At 59.5% G+C, this 15941-nt stretch carries 13 protein-coding genes; 4 read left to right on the forward strand and 9 right to left on the reverse strand.

The window, feature by feature from the left end; genetic code table 11:
• Positions 1-43: 43 nt before the first annotated feature.
• On the forward strand, positions 44-1048 hold the full coding sequence (locus tag RBB77_RS08325; protein WP_353066381.1) for a phospholipase D-like domain-containing protein: 1005 nt from the start codon (positions 44-46) through the stop codon (positions 1046-1048).
• A gap of 24 nt (positions 1049-1072) precedes the next feature.
• Here RBB77_RS08325 and RBB77_RS08330 read toward each other — a convergent pair whose 3' ends face one another.
• From RBB77_RS08330 to RBB77_RS08350, 5 genes are all read right to left on the reverse strand, one after another.
• The gene (locus RBB77_RS08330) at positions 1073-1510 is read right to left on the reverse strand and encodes a hypothetical protein (RefSeq protein ID WP_353066383.1); all 438 of its coding nucleotides are present in this window, start codon (positions 1508-1510) and stop codon (positions 1073-1075) included.
• Between the two features lie 81 nt (positions 1511-1591).
• The gene (locus RBB77_RS08335) at positions 1592-2968 is read right to left on the reverse strand and encodes an ethanolamine ammonia-lyase subunit EutB (protein ID WP_353066385.1); all 1377 of its coding nucleotides are present in this window, start codon (positions 2966-2968) and stop codon (positions 1592-1594) included.
• Between the two features lie 247 nt (positions 2969-3215).
• Positions 3216-5267 (reverse strand): EAL domain-containing protein, encoded by a 2052-nt coding sequence (locus tag RBB77_RS08340; protein ID WP_353066387.1) that lies wholly within the window; start codon positions 5265-5267, stop codon positions 3216-3218.
• Positions 5268-5298: 31 nt separating this feature from the next.
• Positions 5299-6258 carry an epimerase gene (locus RBB77_RS08345; protein ID WP_353066389.1) on the reverse strand — a complete coding sequence of 320 codons (960 nt, stop codon included), beginning with the start codon at positions 6256-6258 and terminating at the stop codon, positions 5299-5301.
• A complete protein-coding gene (locus RBB77_RS08350) occupies positions 6255-6767 on the reverse strand; it encodes an SRPBCC family protein (RefSeq protein WP_353066391.1) in 513 nt (170 codons plus the stop codon). Before RBB77_RS08350 ends, RBB77_RS08345 begins: the two co-directional genes overlap by 4 nt.
• Before the next feature lie 182 nt (positions 6768-6949).
• On the opposite strand from RBB77_RS08350, the gene RBB77_RS08355 reads away from it, so the two are divergent.
• From RBB77_RS08355 to RBB77_RS08365, 3 genes are read left to right on the forward strand one after another with little or no spacing between them, the layout of a single operon-like run.
• Positions 6950-7345: a BlaI/MecI/CopY family transcriptional regulator gene (locus RBB77_RS08355; RefSeq protein WP_353066392.1), complete on the forward strand. Its 396-nt coding sequence runs from the start codon at positions 6950-6952 to the stop codon at positions 7343-7345.
• A gap of 5 nt (positions 7346-7350) precedes the next feature.
• Positions 7351-8721, forward strand: coding sequence for a M56 family metallopeptidase (locus tag RBB77_RS08360; protein ID WP_353066394.1), 1371 nt, complete (start codon positions 7351-7353; stop codon positions 8719-8721).
• 33 nt (positions 8722-8754) lie between these two features.
• A complete protein-coding gene (locus tag RBB77_RS08365; RefSeq protein ID WP_353066395.1) occupies positions 8755-10350 on the forward strand; it encodes a Do family serine endopeptidase in 1596 nt (531 codons plus the stop codon).
• Between the two features lie 73 nt (positions 10351-10423).
• Here RBB77_RS08365 and fdhD read toward each other — a convergent pair whose 3' ends face one another.
• From fdhD to RBB77_RS08385, 4 genes are all read right to left on the reverse strand, one after another.
• Positions 10424-11362 (reverse strand): formate dehydrogenase accessory sulfurtransferase FdhD, encoded by a 939-nt coding sequence (gene fdhD / locus RBB77_RS08370; RefSeq protein ID WP_353066397.1) that lies wholly within the window; start codon positions 11360-11362, stop codon positions 10424-10426.
• A gap of 35 nt (positions 11363-11397) precedes the next feature.
• Positions 11398-12357 (reverse strand): carbohydrate kinase family protein, encoded by a 960-nt coding sequence (locus RBB77_RS08375; protein ID WP_353066399.1) that lies wholly within the window; start codon positions 12355-12357, stop codon positions 11398-11400.
• Between the two features lie 99 nt (positions 12358-12456).
• Positions 12457-13641 carry an acyltransferase family protein gene (locus tag RBB77_RS08380; protein ID WP_353066401.1) on the reverse strand — a complete coding sequence of 395 codons (1185 nt, stop codon included), beginning with the start codon at positions 13639-13641 and terminating at the stop codon, positions 12457-12459.
• A gap of 3 nt (positions 13642-13644) precedes the next feature.
• Positions 13645-15855 (reverse strand): alpha-N-acetylglucosaminidase, encoded by a 2211-nt coding sequence (locus RBB77_RS08385; protein WP_353066403.1) that lies wholly within the window; start codon positions 15853-15855, stop codon positions 13645-13647.
• Positions 15856-15941 lie beyond the last annotated feature (86 nt).

The raw sequence follows: 15941 nt of genomic DNA on the forward strand, positions 1-15941 counted from the left end.
ATCAACGCCAGTTCTCGAAATACGGGGTTAAGGGAAGAGGATTATGTCGCGCTCTGTGATTGTTTTGCCGGACGATTCTGCGAAGCCGATTCTGGACGCCATTCTTGGTGCGAAAGATTCGATCCGGATCAAGATGTTTGTGTTTTCGGATCCGGGTCTGCTGCAGGCTGTGATTGCCGCTCATCAGCGTGGGGTGAAGGTGCGGGTGATGCTGAACCCGGAGAGGCGGGATGGTGAGAAAGAGAATGACGAGTCCAGGATTACGTTGACGGACGCGGGGATTGAGGTGCTGGATAGCAATCCGTGCTTCGATCTGACGCATGAGAAGTCGATGGTGATCGATGATAAGACGGCATTTGTCGAGTCGCTGAACTGGGAGACGAAGAACCTTACGGTGACGCGGGATTATGCGATTGTTACGACGCATAAGCACGAGGTCGAAGAGGTAATGGAGTGCTTCGACGCGGACTGGAAGAGGGAGAACTTCAATGCGGGCGATCACTCGCATTTGATCTGGTGTATTGGGAATGGGCGGCAGCGGCTGGGGCAGTTGATCGATGAGGCGAAGCACTCGCTGTGGCTTCAGAATGAGCGGTATCAGGATCCGACGATTATCGAACATCTGGTAAGGGCGAACCAGCGTGGGGTGAAGATTCACATTATGGCGCGGCCTCCGCACAAGCTGAAGAAAGACAAGCTGATTGAGGGCGTGAGCGGGCTTAGGGTGTTGGAAGATATTGGCGTGAAGATCCACAAGTTGAAGCATATTAAGCTTCATGCGAAGTTGTTGCTGGCTGACGATGCGCGCGCAATTATTGGATCGATCAATCTCGCTCCGGGGAGCTTCGATAGCAGGCGGGAGCTGGCGATTGAGGTGAGGGACGACCATATCCTTGATCGTTTACTCAAGACCGTCCGGCATGATTGGGAGAACTCGAAGCTACTGGATTTGAGCGATGCAGGCCTGTTGGCGGAGTTGGAGGAATACGATCCGAATGTGGCGGAGGATCTTGCGCTCGAAACGCATAAGGGTGCGAAGAAGTGCTGAGTTGCTTGCTTTTAGCGCGGGTTTCTATCGGGCGAAGTGAGCGACTGTGAGTGCGATTGGAAGTCCCACGAAGCAGATGTGGATGACCAGTTGAGTCACGAAGGCTTTTGCGGAGAACTCACGTTTGGGCGCTGCTGAGAGTGGGATGACGACGCGGCTCATGACCAGATGAACGACAACGCCGTAGAGAGTGCCGTAGAGGATCGGTCTTTCTGTGGTGATCGGGAGTTGGCGGCTTATCGCGTAGTAGATCGCAGCAACGGTGAATGCGATTGCGAAGTGAAAGAACAGGCCCAGAGCGGCCGTTCTTTTGCCGCCCTTGAACGCGGATGCGCCCAACGCGCCGCTGGCTATGCCCTGCCATAGTCTTTCGATCGGCATGCCCTGCAGCGACATGAGGGTAGAGGTTGCGGTGATGTCCAAAGCTCCAGCCAATAAGCCCGCGAGCGTGACTATCTCCATGCTATTCGGTGGATTCACGAAGAAAGTTACGTCGGTTAGATCTGATTTGTTCCATTTAGTGCTGGCTGGCGGTCGACGTAGCTAAGGGAGCATGGCGGGTAAGGTGAGGCGATGGGGAGCTTGCGTGTTGAGCCACGCTTCGAACTCGGGGGCGGGACGGAGATTGAGGAGGCGGCGGAGGTAGAGGGCGTCGTGGAAGGATGTGCTCTGATAGTTGAGCATGATGTCGTCTGCGCCGGGGACACCCATGATGTAGTTGACGCCTGCGGCGCCGAGCATGGTGAGGAGTGCGTCCATGTCGTCCTGATCGGCTTCGGCGTGGTTGGTGTAGCAGATGTCGCAGCCCATGGGGAGGCCGAGGAGTTTGCCGCAGAAGTGATCTTCGAGGCCTGCGCGGAGGATTTGCTTGCCGTCGTAGAGGTATTCGGGACCGATGAAGCCTACGACTGTGTTGACCAGCATCGGGTTGAAGTGGCGGGCTACGGCGTAAGCGCGGGCTTCGAGAGTTTGCTGGTCTACGCCCTGACCGCCGGCACCATGATGAGCATTGGCGCTTAGGCTGCTGCCCTGGCCGGTCTCGAAGTACATGATGTTGGGCGATGGATTTTCTGGTGCGCGGTTCAGGCTACGGGCTTGTTGGTGGGCCTCTTCTAGGAGAGCCAGGTTGATGCCGAAGCTGGTGTTGGTGGCTTCGGTGCCGCCGATGGATTGGAAGAGGAGGTCGAGAGGTGCGCCCTGCTGCATGGCCTGCATCTGCGTGGTGAGATGGGCGAGGACGCAGGACTGGGTGGGGATCTCGTAGCGGCGGCGGATGTGATCGACGAGGTGGAGAAGGGTTGTGAGAGCGGCTACGTTGTCGGAGACTGGATTGATGCCGATGACGGCGTCGCCGGAGCCGAGGAGGAGGCCGTCGAGGATAGATGCGGCGATGCCTGCTGGGTCGTCGGTGGGGTGGTTGGGTTGTAGACGGGTGGAGAGGCGGCCGGGCAGGCCTACGGTGGTGCGGAATTTTGTGACGATGGAGATCTTGCGGGCCACGAGGATGAGGTCCTGGAGGCGCATGAGTTTGGAGACGGCGGCGGCAATTTCGGGGGTGAGGCCGGGGGCGAGAGCGGCAAGGGTGGCTGGGGTGGTTGCGTCGGAGAGGAGATGGTCGCGGAGCTCGCCTACGGTGAGACTTGAGATGGGGGCGAATGCGGCGTTGGCAGCGGGTGTGCGGCTGGTGTCCTGGATGAGACGGGTTACTTCGTCGGTTTCGTAGGGGATGACGGCTTCGTTGAGGAAGTGGGTGAGGGGGAGACCGGCGAGCGCCATCTGTGCTGCGACGCGTTGCTGGGCGGAGGTTGCGGCGATGCCGGCGAGCTCGTCACCAGAGCGGGCGGGGGTCGCTTTGGCGAGGAGATCGGCGAGGGAGTTGAAGGTGTAGCGGACGCTCGCTACGGTGTGGGCGTGGGCCATTGGGTACTACGCTAGCAGGTTGGGTGGCGAGGGGGATGGAGATGATTGTGATTTGCGGCAATAGCTGATTTGTGCAGGACAGCACTAGCGGCGAAGACAACTGCAACAGCAGATCCCCTTCGGGGATGACAACTAGAAAAACAATTGCAATTACAACTGGCAACTTCAGGGCGACCCAAATGCAGATGCGGGGTTCTTCGCTTCGCTCAGGATGACAGAGGGTTGCGGTGACTGCAGGGACTAAGTGCTAGCGATGCGTTTCGAGTTTGACTTTGAGGATGGTGTTCAGGTCGGAGAGGCGCTGCTTTTCGCGCTTGTCTTCGTCGATGTCCTGAATGGCGACGACGCCGCCGGAGACTTTGCCGTCGGGATCGAGGACGGGTGCGGCGGTGAGGCTGATCCAGGCGCTTGTACCGTCGCTGCGGAAGCGAAGGTATTCGGTTGGCCCGATGGATTTTCCACCCATGATGGCGCTGGCGAGCGGATGATCGGGAGTTGTGTTCCCGGTGGCTGAGGCGGCTTGCGGTGTTAGCGAGATCGACTCTCTGCAGTAGTCGTCGATTACCGTGAGGGGGAGCTCCGATCTATGAAGAATCTCCTCGGCTCGCGGGTTGCTCATGACGACCCGGCCGTCGGGTGCTTCGGCGATGACGATCCCTATGGGGGCCGCGTCGAAGACTGCCTGGAGACGAGCTTCGCTCTTGCGCAGGGCTTGTTCTGCCTGCTTCTGATCATCGACATCTTCAACGGTGCCGTACCAGCGGATAATTTCCCCATCTATTCCGCGGCGTGGGGCGGCGCGTGCGCGCATCCAGCGCCAGGTTCCGTCGACATGACGAATGCGGTACTGGACATCGAGGGGGCTGCCGGTACGAAGGGCGGCTGACCAGGTGCGGGAGGTGGGCTGGACATCATCCGGATGGAGAGCTCGAATCCAGCCGGTGCCGAGGGATTCCTGAATGGTGAGGCCAGTGAGGCTCTCCCATCTCTGACTTGCGTCGAGGATCATGCCTTCGGGGTCGGCGGTCCAGGGGACCTGGGGGTTGAGCTCGACGGTGTGACGGTAGTGGTCTTCGCTCTCGGCGAGGGCTTGCTCAGCCTTCTTGCGGCGAGTGATATCGACGACTGAGACGGAGACTCCGATGACCTCGTCGGCCTCGTCGCGAGCGGGATGGAAGGAGATGAGGTGAGTGCGTTTTTCGTTGAGGGGGGTCGGATCGGGATAGCAGATTTCGAGGTTGTTGCTGGCCTCTCCGTTGAGGGCGCGGAGGAGATAGGGTTCGCAGAGGGGGAAGACGGAGGGCATGACCTCGGAGACATAACGGCCGAGGTGCGCGGCAACGGGGAGGTGATGCATTTCGGCGAGACGGCGGTTGACGCTGACGTAGCGCAGGTTGCGATCGATGAAGCAGAGGCCGACAGGGACGCCGTCGTAGATGGCATTGAGCTGGGCGAGGCGCTGGGTGGGAAGAGCTTCGAGGCGGAGAGGAAGGGTGGAGTTGGCGACGGGCGAGCGTGGTTCGGCAGGGATGGGGGGCGGGTCGATTCTGGCGGCGAGGACGTCGGGAAGTTGTTCGGGGGGGACGGCGCGGCCGTAGAGCCAGCCCTGGCCGAGGTCGCAACCTAGCCAGAGGAGCATGTCTGCGATGATTTGATTTTCTACGCCTTCGGCGACGGTAGTGAGGCTGAGGCTGTTGCCCAGACCGACGATGGCGGCGGCGATCTTGCGGCTGTCGCGGGTGTGGCCCATGGAGCGGACGAAGCTGGCGTCGATCTTGAGTTCGTCGAAGGGGAGGGACTGGAGGTGGCGGAGGCTGGAATAGCCGGTTCCGAAGTCGTCGAGGGCGAGGCGGGAACCTTGTTCTTTGAGCTCGGTGGCGATGCGGTAGGCGTGCTCGGTGTTGCTGGCGAGGGCGCTCTCGGTGATCTCGAGGATGAGGCGGTTGAGGGGAAAGCTGGCCTGGTCGGCGGCGGCGCGGATGTGTTTGGGGAGGGAGAAGTCGGTGAGCTGGGTGAGGGAGATGTTGACCGAGAGGGTGAGGTGGTCGGGGATGTTTTTTGCGGCGGCGAAGACGGCTCGGAGGAGGTTTCCGGTAAGTTGACCGTTGAGGCCGGTGTCTTCGGCCAATGGAATGAACTCGTTAGGGGGGATGAGGCCACGGACGGGGTGCTGCCAACGCGCGAGAACTTCAAATCCGCTGAGCAGGCCCGTTCGAAGTTCTACCAGCGGTTGAAAGTACGGGATAATTTCGTTCTTCTCGAGCGCTCTACGCAGATCGTTCGCGTCTTCAGCAGCCATGGAAAAGACGATACTACGGGCCGGATGCAAGTTACAGAGGGAATTTGTGACTTCTCCAGCGAGCGACGAGGTCCTGGGCGGCGGAGGGCCAGTCGGGAAAGGTGAAGGGGAAGCCAGCGGACAGGAGATGCCCGGGGACGACCTGGCGGCTTTTGAGGATGAGCTCGGATTCGGTGCGCATGAGATAGGTGCCGATCTCGATCATCCAGGATGTGGTGGGCAGGCCGATGGGAGTGCCCCAGGCTTCGCGGAGGATGCGGAGGAAGTCGCGGTTAGGGAGGGGATTTGGAGAGGCGAGATTGATTGGGCCGGTGATGGCCGGCGTAGCGATGAGGAATTCGATGGCACGGATGAAGTCGACCTCGTGGATCCAGGAGACGAATTGAGTGCCGGGGTAGTTGGTGCCGCCGAGGCCGTGGCGAACGAGGCTGAGGAAGACATCGAAAACTCCGCCTTGATCGGGGCTGAAGGTCATGGCGCTGCGGAGGGCGATCTTGCGAGTGTGGGGCGTGTGCGTGGAGAAGAAGGCTGACTCCCAGGCTTTGGCTACGTCGATGGAGAAGTTCCAGGTTTCAGGTGCGCCGGGTTCGTTGCCGCCGTATTCGCCGGTGGCTTCGTCCATGGGGCGATCGAGCGAGTGGCGATAGATGGTGGCGGTGCTGGCATTGAGCCAGATGGCGGGTGGGTGGTGCAGGGAGGAGATGGCCTCGCCGAGAAGTTTTGTGGAGAGGATACGGGAGTCGAAGATGGCTCGGCGATTGACGGGGGTGTAGCGACAGTTGACGCTGCGGCCGGCGAGGTTGATGCAGATGTGGCTCTGCTCGAGTTCGGCGACCCATGGGCCGAGAGTCAGGCCGTCCCATGGAACTACACGCCATGGCGCGGGGTGTGCGGTGCGGCTGAAGACGATGACATTGTGGCCCTGGGCGTGAAAGTGGCGCGCGAGAAGGTGGCCTACTTGTCCGGCGCCGCCGGGGATGACGATCTTCATGATGGTGTTGTTTTCCCCACTGCTTCTTTTGGGAGGTAGAACTTCCAGTCTGAGGACTCGGCGAGTTGCTTGATGACAGCGTTGCGTTCGCGAATGAGCGCGAGCATGTATCGGCGGAGGAAGAGTTTTTCGGCTAAGAGGCCAAGGATCGGAGGGGGAGAGGCTATTCGGAAGTGGTCGGTCATCTCGGTCGCGCCGGAGGGGAGCGTGCGGAAGTAGTGGTCGGCCTGCATGTAGCGGAATATTCCTTTGTTCATGGTCACTTGGAAGTAGGTTGGCGGTTCGATGGCCGTGACTTCGTTGGTGAGGTTGTGCCAGACGCCGAAGTGTTTGGCTCGCCAGGTGACGCGGTCGGAGAGGCCTTGGAGGCCGGAGGTGAGGCCGCTTATTGCGAGGGCTTGTTCGCCGGAGTGAACATTTCTAAGGAGATGGACTTCCACGCTGCGGGAGAGGTCGAAGCAGCGTTGAATGGGTGCTTCGATCGTGGTGGTCTCATCGATACGGATCATCGTGTGTGGAGAGTTCCTCCTTAGGAAGAGTAAATGTGTCGTGTGGGGGGTCGCGGTTGGACGGAGGGCGTGAGTTCATGGATTTTTATTGTTTCGCGCTAACTAATCGATTAGTTGTTCGTCTTTCCTGTAAGTAGATTCTGTCGCCCCGTGGGTTGAGGAAGACGGAAGGTTGAGAGGTTATGCCCCCAAAGAAGTCCATCACGTTGACAGAGGCTGAGTTACGGCTCATGAGGATTCTGTGGGCGCGTGGCGAGTCGGCTGTGGGAGAGCTGGTGGCGGCCATGCCAGAGGCGCTGGCCTATAACTCGGTGCTGACGACGATTCGGATCTTGGAGCAGAAGGGCTACGTGCGGCACCGGCAGGAGGGGCGGGCGTTTCTGTATATCCCATGCGTTGCCGAGCAGGAGGCTAGCCGGTCGGAGGTTCGTCATATGATGCAGCGGTTCTTCGGCAACTCGCGGGAGAAGTTGTTGCTTTCGCTGCTTGGGGATGATGAGGTGACGACGGAGGAGTTGCAACGGCTGAAAGAAGCGATTGCAGCGGCAGCGGACGACCGCGCGGGAGACGAACTGTAATGGGGATGGACTCGAGCCTGTTGCACGGTGTTGAGAGTCTGTCGCGGGTGGCGGCTGGCTCGGTGGTGTCGGGCTTGTGGCAGGGGCTTGTGTTGGCTGCTGCGGTATGGATCTGTTTGCGATTGATGCCGAAGACGACGGCTGCGATCCGGTTTGCGGTGTGGACGGCGGTGTTTGGGGTTCTTGCGTTGCTGCCGCTGTTGCATGCGTATGGATTGCGGGGTGACGGCGAAGCGTCAGCACATGGCGCGTTCGTGCAGGTGGATGTGCGATGGAGTCTTGCTATTGCGGTGCTGTGGTTCGGTGTATCGATGGTGCGGGCGGTGAAGCTCGCGATCGGTGCGGTGCAACTGCGCGGAATATGGAAACGCTCAACGCCGGTTGAGATGAGCACAGGTTGGGATTCTGCGTTAGTTGCAGCCGGGTGGCGTGGAGCGACCGTATGCACGTCGGCGGATGTGGACCGGCCTAGCGTGATTGGGTTTTTTTCTCCGCGGATTTTGATTCCACGAGAGATGTTTGAGCGGCTTACTACGAGCGAATTGGAACATATTGTTCTGCATGAGATGGGACATCTGCGGCGGGCAGATGATTGGATCAATCTGTTGCAGAAGATCAGCCTTGTGCTGGTGCCGCTAAATCCGGTGCTGTTGTGGATTGAACGGAGGCTGTGCTTCGAACGCGAGCTGGCCTGTGATGATGCGGTGCTGCGTTTTACGAAGGCCCCGAAGGCTTATGCAACATGCCTGACGAATCTGGCCGAGCAGCGGCTGGGGCGTAGGGCTGCTGCGCTTTCGCTGGGTGCGTGGGAGAAGCAGTCCGAGTTGGTGCGGCGGGTGCATAGCATTTTGCGACGTCGCGAAGGGATGAGCCGGACGCAGGCGGGCGTGATGATGAGCGTGCTAGTGCTTGCGGTTGTTGGCGGTGCCGCCGGACTTTCGCGTTGCCCACAATTTGTTTCGTTCTCTGGTGGAGCGGTGTCGATCCATGAAGAGGCGCAGAGTTTTGCTTCGGGCGATGCGACATACCAGCCTGTCGCGTTTCATCCGTCTGCAGCGGCCATTCCGGCTGCGGGCATGGCACATGAGACGCTGTTGAAAGTTTCTATGCCGGTGGCGACGACTGTGCAGGCTACGCGGCCTAAGACTCAGGTAGCTGCTAAGCGACATCGTCCCCTGCATGCGGCATCGTTGATGCGCGTGAAGCAGGATCGCGCAATGCAACAGACCCAGCGGATGGAACGATGGGTGGTGCTGACATCGTGGCAGGAGTCATCGCAGCCAAGGATGGTGCTTACCGTGTCGGGTGGGCGAGTGTTTTCTTCTTCGTTTGCAGCCGTGCCTACCGAGGGCGGCTGGCTGGTCATTCAACTTTAACTAAAGCTGTTCAACCCGTTTTGAGGAACGATCATGTCATTTGAAACTAATAAATTAGTAGGTAAGGCGGGACGGGTTGCCGTTCCTGCAGGTGCTGCCGCGGCTCTCGTGTTGGCAGCTGGGATGTTCGTTCATCACAATGGGGTTCATGCGGCCATGATCTCCTCGCCGATCTCGTCGCCGGCACCGATGGATGACAACAGTGTTTCGTCACTGGTTGCTTTGGATAATGCCGTTGAGGCGGTTGCGGCGCGGGTTACACCTGCGGTGGTGAACGTTGCTGTTACGTCGCGTGGCTCGGCGGAGCACCAGGTTGGTGAGGATCAGGAGGATGGTCAGGAGCAGGGACCGCAAGGACAGAGCCTGCCGCCTGGTCTTCAGCAGTTCTTTGGGCAGCTGCCTCCAGGGATGATGCAGCAGCAGCGTCCGCAACAGCCGCAGCTTGAGCATGGGATTGGCAGCGGAATTATTATTTCGCCCGATGGATATATTGTGACCAACAATCACGTGGTCGATGGCGCGGTGGAGATGCGCGTGACGCTGCATGACCGGCGAGTGTTGAAGGCGAAGCTGGTGGGGCACGATCCGCTGACTGATCTCGCGGTGATCAAAGTGGATGCGCATGATCTGCCGAGCATCGCGTGGGGTGATTCGACGAAGCTGAAGCCGGGACAGACTGTTTTGGCGTTCGGCAGCCCGTTTGGATACTTTCAGTTTTCGGTGACGCGTGGAATTGTAAGCGCGGTGGATCGGCAGAATCCTTATCGCGATGATGCGCGGAAGCCGGGTGGATATATTCAGACGGATGCTGCGATCAATCCGGGCAACTCTGGTGGACCGCTGGTGAATGCGCGCGGCGAGCTGGTGGGGATCAATACTTTCATCATCTCGAATGGTGGTTCGTTTGCCGGTGCTGGGTTTGCCATTCCTTCGCAGATTGTGCGGACGACGGCGGAGCAGCTGATCAAGACCGGCACTGTGCATCATGGGTATCTCGGTATCAGCATGAACGATGTGACGCCTGAGAATGCGAGCTTCTTCAACCTGAAGGATGCGACGGGTGCGATTGTGGCGCAGATAACGCCTGACTCGCCTGCTGCGCGTGCGGGGCTGAAGAATGGCGACGTGATCGTCGAGTTGAATGGACAGAAGATCGTGAACGGTGGCGCGCTCCAGGTTGCGGTGAGCGAGGATACTCCGGGAACTTCGATTGATCTGGGAATCATTCGCAATGGCTCGCAGCAGACTGTGAAGGTGCAGGTTGGCGAGTTCCACAAAGAGGCCGAAGTAGCGAGCGATAGTGAGGGTGCGACACCGCAGAAAGCGAAGCTTGGTCTTGCTGTGGCAGAGCTAACTCCGGATGTGCGGCAACAGCTGCATATTCCTTCGCAGGTGCAGGGAGTTGCGATTCAGAGTGTTCGCCCGGGCAGCCCGGCCGACGATGCGAGCCTTGCTCCTGGCGACGTGATCCTTGAGGTCGATCGTCATCCGGTGACTTCGGCGGAGCAGTTCGTGAATGCGGCGCATGCGAATCCGGATGGGAAGGATTTGCTGCTGTTGGTCTGGTCGCGAGGCGGAGCAAGTTACCGCGTGGTTCATCCTGATTCGGGGAACCAAAGCGGTATGTAGTGCGCAAGCTTTTGGGCCGCTGCAGACGATCGCAGCGGCCCATTTTTTTGCGTGTCGCTTAGCTTGAGGCGTTTTAGTTCGAGGCGTGCCCGAGGATGTGTTCTGCGCCGTGGTAGATGTTGAAGTGGTTGTCGCGAAGGAAGCCAATGAGGGTGATATCGAAGTCTTTTGCGACTTGTACGGCGAGGCTGGAGGGGGCGCCTACGGCGACGACCATGGGAACTCCGCCCATGAGTGCTTTTTGCAGGAGCTCGAAGCTGGCTCGGCCGGAGAGCAGAAGCAATGCGTTGCGGAGGGGAGTGCGGTCGGCAAGAAATTCGGCGCCGAGGAGTTTATCGACAGCGTTATGACGGCCTACATCTTCGCGTGCGGCGAGGAGATTGCCCGCGGCATTGAAGAGGGCCGCGCCGTGGATTCCTCCGGTTCGATTGAAGAGGCTTTGGGCTTCGCGCAGGCGGTCGGGTAGTTTGTAGAGAATCCTGGCGTCGATGTCGAAGGCGTTTTTGCGGCGCGGCGGGCAGACCGTTTGCAGCGCTAGAAGAGAGGCTTTGCCGCAGATGCCGCAGCTTGAGGTTGTGTAGAAGTTGCGTTCAAGATTGGCGAGGCTGACGACGACGTCTGGTGCGAGTTCGACGCGGACAACGTTTTTGGTGGGCTGATAGGGAAGCGAACTTTGTGTTGGGTTTGTTGCGCCGACTTCGCTGATGCTGCCGGCGGCGTAGACGATCTGGTCGATGTCGTTTGGGTCGCGCACTACGCCCTCGGTCATGAGGAAGCCCGCTGCCAGGTCGAAGTCGTGGCCTGGTGTGCGCATCGTCACGGAGATGGATTTTAGGGATCGTGCGTTGAGTGGGCCGTGGGCCAGCTGAATTTCGAGGGGTTCTTCTACGGCGAGTATGTCTTCGGTGTGATGTGAGTTGAGGCCGGTGACTTTTTCGATCGCGACCTGGTGTGCGGCTCGGTTGGTCTCGACATCGGGTTGCGGAGTGAAGGTGGGATTAGAGCCGTTCATGAGCGGTGTGATGCCTCTTGGGGCTTGTTTCGTGCTTATCGAAATGATTCAGCCTGGAGATTAGAAGCATGCGCTGAGAGGTGCCGAGTGCCTTTTGCCATCAAGTTTTCGATTTTGTCGACCGGCTGAATGCCGCCTCTAGCTCCGACGGCTGTACAGTTCAAGGCTGCGGCGGCGCAGGCGAAGTCGAGTTGCCGCTCGAGAGGCCAATTTTGAAGGAGACCGTAGATGAAGCCCGCGTGGAAGATATCGCCCGCTCCGGTGGTATCGACTACCGAGACACAATAGGCGGATGCGTGGTGAAGTTGTTTGCCGTCCCACCCTACGACGCCTTCTTCTCCTAGTGTGGCGGCTACCAGAGCGCATCCGTAGTGGTGTTGGATTTTTTGCAGCGCTTTTTCCAAGTTGGGCTCGGTCATGAGACGGCGTGGGAAGTCTCTGCTTACGACGAGGTAGTCGACATTTGCGATGAGTTCTTCGACGCCTGGATAGAGTTCATCGAGATCGGCGATGACCGGGATATCGGCGGCGCGGGCCCATGTGGCTGCGAGAGTTGCGGCGGCGGTGTCGTGGCCGTCGACGTGAAGGGCTCGGGCGTTGACGACCCATTCGCGGTCGAGATCGGCGGGCTGGAGGATGAGGCGCTCGTCGCGCCTGCAGAGGACGGTTCGCTCGCCGCCAGCATCGACGAGGATGAGAGATTGCGGGCTGGCTGCGCCTGCGGCTGTGATCAGTTGTGTTTCAACGCCTGCATGGGCGAAGGCTTCGCGGTGGAGCGCGGCGGCGGCGTCATCGCCTAGCTTTCCTACGTATCGAGTGCTCATACCCCAGCGCTGACAGGCGACGACGGTGGACGCGACTTGTCCGCCTGGTAGTACGGTTGCGGTGCGGTACTCAACTTTGGACCCGCGGGAGGGGTAGTCCGTGAGAGGGATGACGGTGTCGGTGGCGTTGAGCCCGACGCCTACCAGATCGACCTTTGACGCCTTCGTCATCTTTTTACTGTAAATGGAGTGGCGGTGTCCGCGATATCGGAAGCGTGGGACGCTGTCGCTGGGCGAACTGTTCTTTTGTGCTGAAGCACTTCATGCGAGTTAGATCTTGATAAAGATTTTGCGGCGGTAGAGTACGGCGACGAAGAGCCAGCAGACGGCTACGAATGCAATGGAGTAGAGCAGGGAGGCGAAGGGCACATTCGGAACTACCTGTTGGAATGAGCGAAAGATCGATTGCTGCAAAGTGACGCCCGGATGCGTGTGAATGCTGTAGAGGAGGGCTGCAAGCAACTCCGAGAAGGCGTAGGCGACGATGGCGTTGGTTCCGAAGATGAAGAAGGGTTTGAGGGCGCCCGAGTGATCTTGTTTGCCTGGTGTTCTTCGTAGATCAACGATGAACAGGCTTAGTGCCAGGAGGGAGAGGCTGAGGCCTGCGGCGAAGAGAGCGTAGGAGCTGGTCCAGAGTTTTTTGTTGATGGGGAACGTAATGTTCCAGAGACCGCCCAGCAGAATGCCGCTGATGCCAGCGATGGCGATGCCGGTTATCTTCTGTGTGAGCGTTCGCTGGGTGCGTAGCCAGATGCCGGTGACGACTCCGAAGAGAGCGGTGGCCAGGGCAGGGATCGTGCTGAGAAGGCCCTCGGGATCACGGGTGTGCTCGTAGAGATGGGAAGCTGAAAATAGCTGACGATCGAGCCATGCGGTGAGGTTCGCGTCCCGATCGAGGAGGGGAATGTCGTGGGTAGGGACGCCGTATCCAGGGACGGGAACGAAGCGCATGAGGATCCAATAAGCGGCTAGAGCGCCGATCGCGAGAGCTGCTTTGCTACGCCAGCCGGGACTCAGGATGTAGAGCGTGGCGATGATGAAGTAGCAGATGGCGATGCGTGGAAGTACGCCGTAAAAGCGCATGGTGTGGAGATTGAAGAAAGGGAAGCCGTGTATGAGCAGGCCGAGTACGTAGAGCGTGATGGAGCGGCGCAGGACGTGGAGGAAGAGGGATTGTTTCGTGGCGCCTTGGGCGAGTCGCGAGGCAGTGGAGAAGACGGTCGAGATGCCGACGAGGAAGAGGAAGGTGGGGAAGACGAGGTCTGTCGGAGTGAAGCCATTCCAGGCCGCGTGCTTGAGTGGCCAGTAGGCCAACTGTTCATCGCCGTTGTTGTTGACGAGGATCATGAAGGCGATGGTGAGGCCCCGCAGGAAGTCGAGCGAGAGGAGGCGTGCGGGCCGTGCGCCGGTTAAGGATGGCCAGGGGGTTTCGGAGGGTGCGCTCATCGTTGTCATAGTTTACTGGTGCGCCTCGGATTGTTGATTGGGAGCTAGATGAAGTGTATGCGCAATTGCCAGGGCGGCATCATAGGAGTCGCCGTGCGCTGTGGCGTCGTAGGCTTTCTGGCTGTGATTCCACTGATCGCCGAAGGCGTACCAATCGATGGTCTTCGGAGCTTCTCCGGTGTTGAGCGCGGTGGAGAGCGAGTCGAAGTACATCTGCCAGCGAACCATGTAGTAATCGCTCGTCAGGCCGGCCCAGTCGCGGTTGCCGTACTCGTGGAGGCCGTATTCGCTGGCTTTGCGGTCGCCCCAGGTAGTGAGGATGGAGCGGGCGTCATAGTTGAGACGATCAAGCTCTTCGGGTGAAGAGGCCCACCGCGGGACAAATGAGAGCCATTTGCCAAGAAGGAAGAATGGACTGGTTTGCAGTAGCTGGTTCTGTAGCTCCATGTCGCGGAGCCACTGCTTTGTGAGGGTGGCGAAGGCGGTCTTGTCTTTCGTGTCGTAGGCCTGCTTGATGAGGGGCAGGAGGCGGCGGCCTTCGTTGGCCATGGTCTGACGGGCTACGTCTACCAGGTCGTAGCGGTAGGTTTCTGTGGAGCGGAGTGCGGGGGTGACCAGCAAAAGTTCGGTGAGGGCGGGGGCAAAGTCGGATGGGTTGTAACGGAGCACATCCGGCGACCAGGTGGCGGCGCGGGTTGCCGTTAGAGATGGTTGGGCGTTGAAAATGGAGTCCTGTGAGGCGTCGCGCTCGCCGTGTTGTGTGTTGCCATCGGCGCGATAGCCGTAGGCGGTTTTGAGTAGGATCTGCCAGGCGCTTTGAGCGTGTGGATCGTTCGCTCCGTAGCGGCGGATTGCGTAGGCGTCGGTCCACTCGGTGAGGGTGACTGGATTGGCGTGCCAGGCCATCTCTGTATAGAGATCGAAGGCGAAGGGGTTGGTGTCCATGCCTTCGGTGAAGATGGCGGTGCCGACGATGCGGCTGTTGGGTTGCGCGGCCATCTGGGGAAGGCGAACGGCATAGTCGTAAAGTGGCGCGCCCATGGTGGTGCGCCCGCCAAACTCCCACAGGCCGCCGTAGAGCCAGGAGGCGCCACGAAACTCGCGGTCACGATCCTCACGGGGAATGCGACCTTGTTCGATTTCGGCGATGAGGACGTGGCTGGTGTCGAGGGAAGAGAGCAGCTCCTGGGTTGGATTCTGTTGCCAGCCGAGGAGCATCCACAGGGCGTTGGGATGGTCGTGCATGAGGGCTTGCTGTACTTTTTTTGCGGCTTCGGGAACGGGGACGTCGCCGGCTGCGCCGCCTTCCTGGAAGATCTCCATATCGTAGATTGCGGAGTCGCCATAGAGAGCGTGCTGATGGCGGTAGAAGGACGCCGCGAGTTTGTTGAAGTTTGGATCGCGTGGATCGAGCCAGCCTGGGCGGGTGAATCCGTTCCAGTCTCCTTGCGTGATGACGTGAGCGCCGGGGTGAAGCGAGGCGAAGTCGGCGGGGACAATGCCGTAGTATCCGGGTAGAACGGGAGTGATGCCGAGGCTGCGTAGTGAGGCGATGATTTGTTGCGCGGAGCGGGATCGTTTCTCGAGGAGCTCCATCGAGATGGGAGCCTCGAAGCAACACATGTTACCCATGAGCTGCCAGTTCTGATGCGCAGGCTGGACGATCCAGTTGCGGATGGCCTGGTCGGAGTAGCCGGCGTCGCGGAAGGTCTGGTAGAGAACTAGGTCCATACCACGCTCGATGAGGATGGCATTGGTGCCGCTTAGAGCGAGGATGTCGATCTCATGTTGCCAGCGCTGTTGATCCCAGTAAGGTGCGGAGTAACCGTCAACGTTCTCGTTGAGGGCGTAGCGCCAGGGGTAGAGGGCTGGCTTTTCGATTGGGGCGGAGGGCGCGGGGAGCGACAGGTTGGGAGGGCCAAGTTGAGAGCCGTCTGGGGAGATTTGTAGATGCGCGACGTACTTCAAATACCAGTTGACGCCATATAAGAGAGTGGGTCGGGTGGCCGCTTCGACGCGGATGTGGCCTTGCGTACCGGTGACGCGGAAGTAGTCCTTGTGGTCGGGTTTCGGAATGAGAGCTAATTGAAACTGTGGTGCGAGGTTCGGCATGAGACGTTGGAGGACCGCTTGGGCAGGCGCGGTGGGCGATTCGGCGCGTGCGGACCCCGTCACCAGACTGGCGGTGAGGAGCGGAATCGCGAAGAACTGCTTTCGAAGCATGCACACCAATGTAGCGAAATTTAGAGGAGAGCGCTCTGGAGAGTTTTGAACGGGAGGAATCGGAAGTGGTGGTCTCGTTGGTTTTA

Source organism: Tunturibacter psychrotolerans (genome assembly GCF_040359615.1).
In the GTDB taxonomy this organism is placed as follows: Bacteria; Acidobacteriota; Terriglobia; order Terriglobales; family Acidobacteriaceae; genus Edaphobacter; species Edaphobacter psychrotolerans.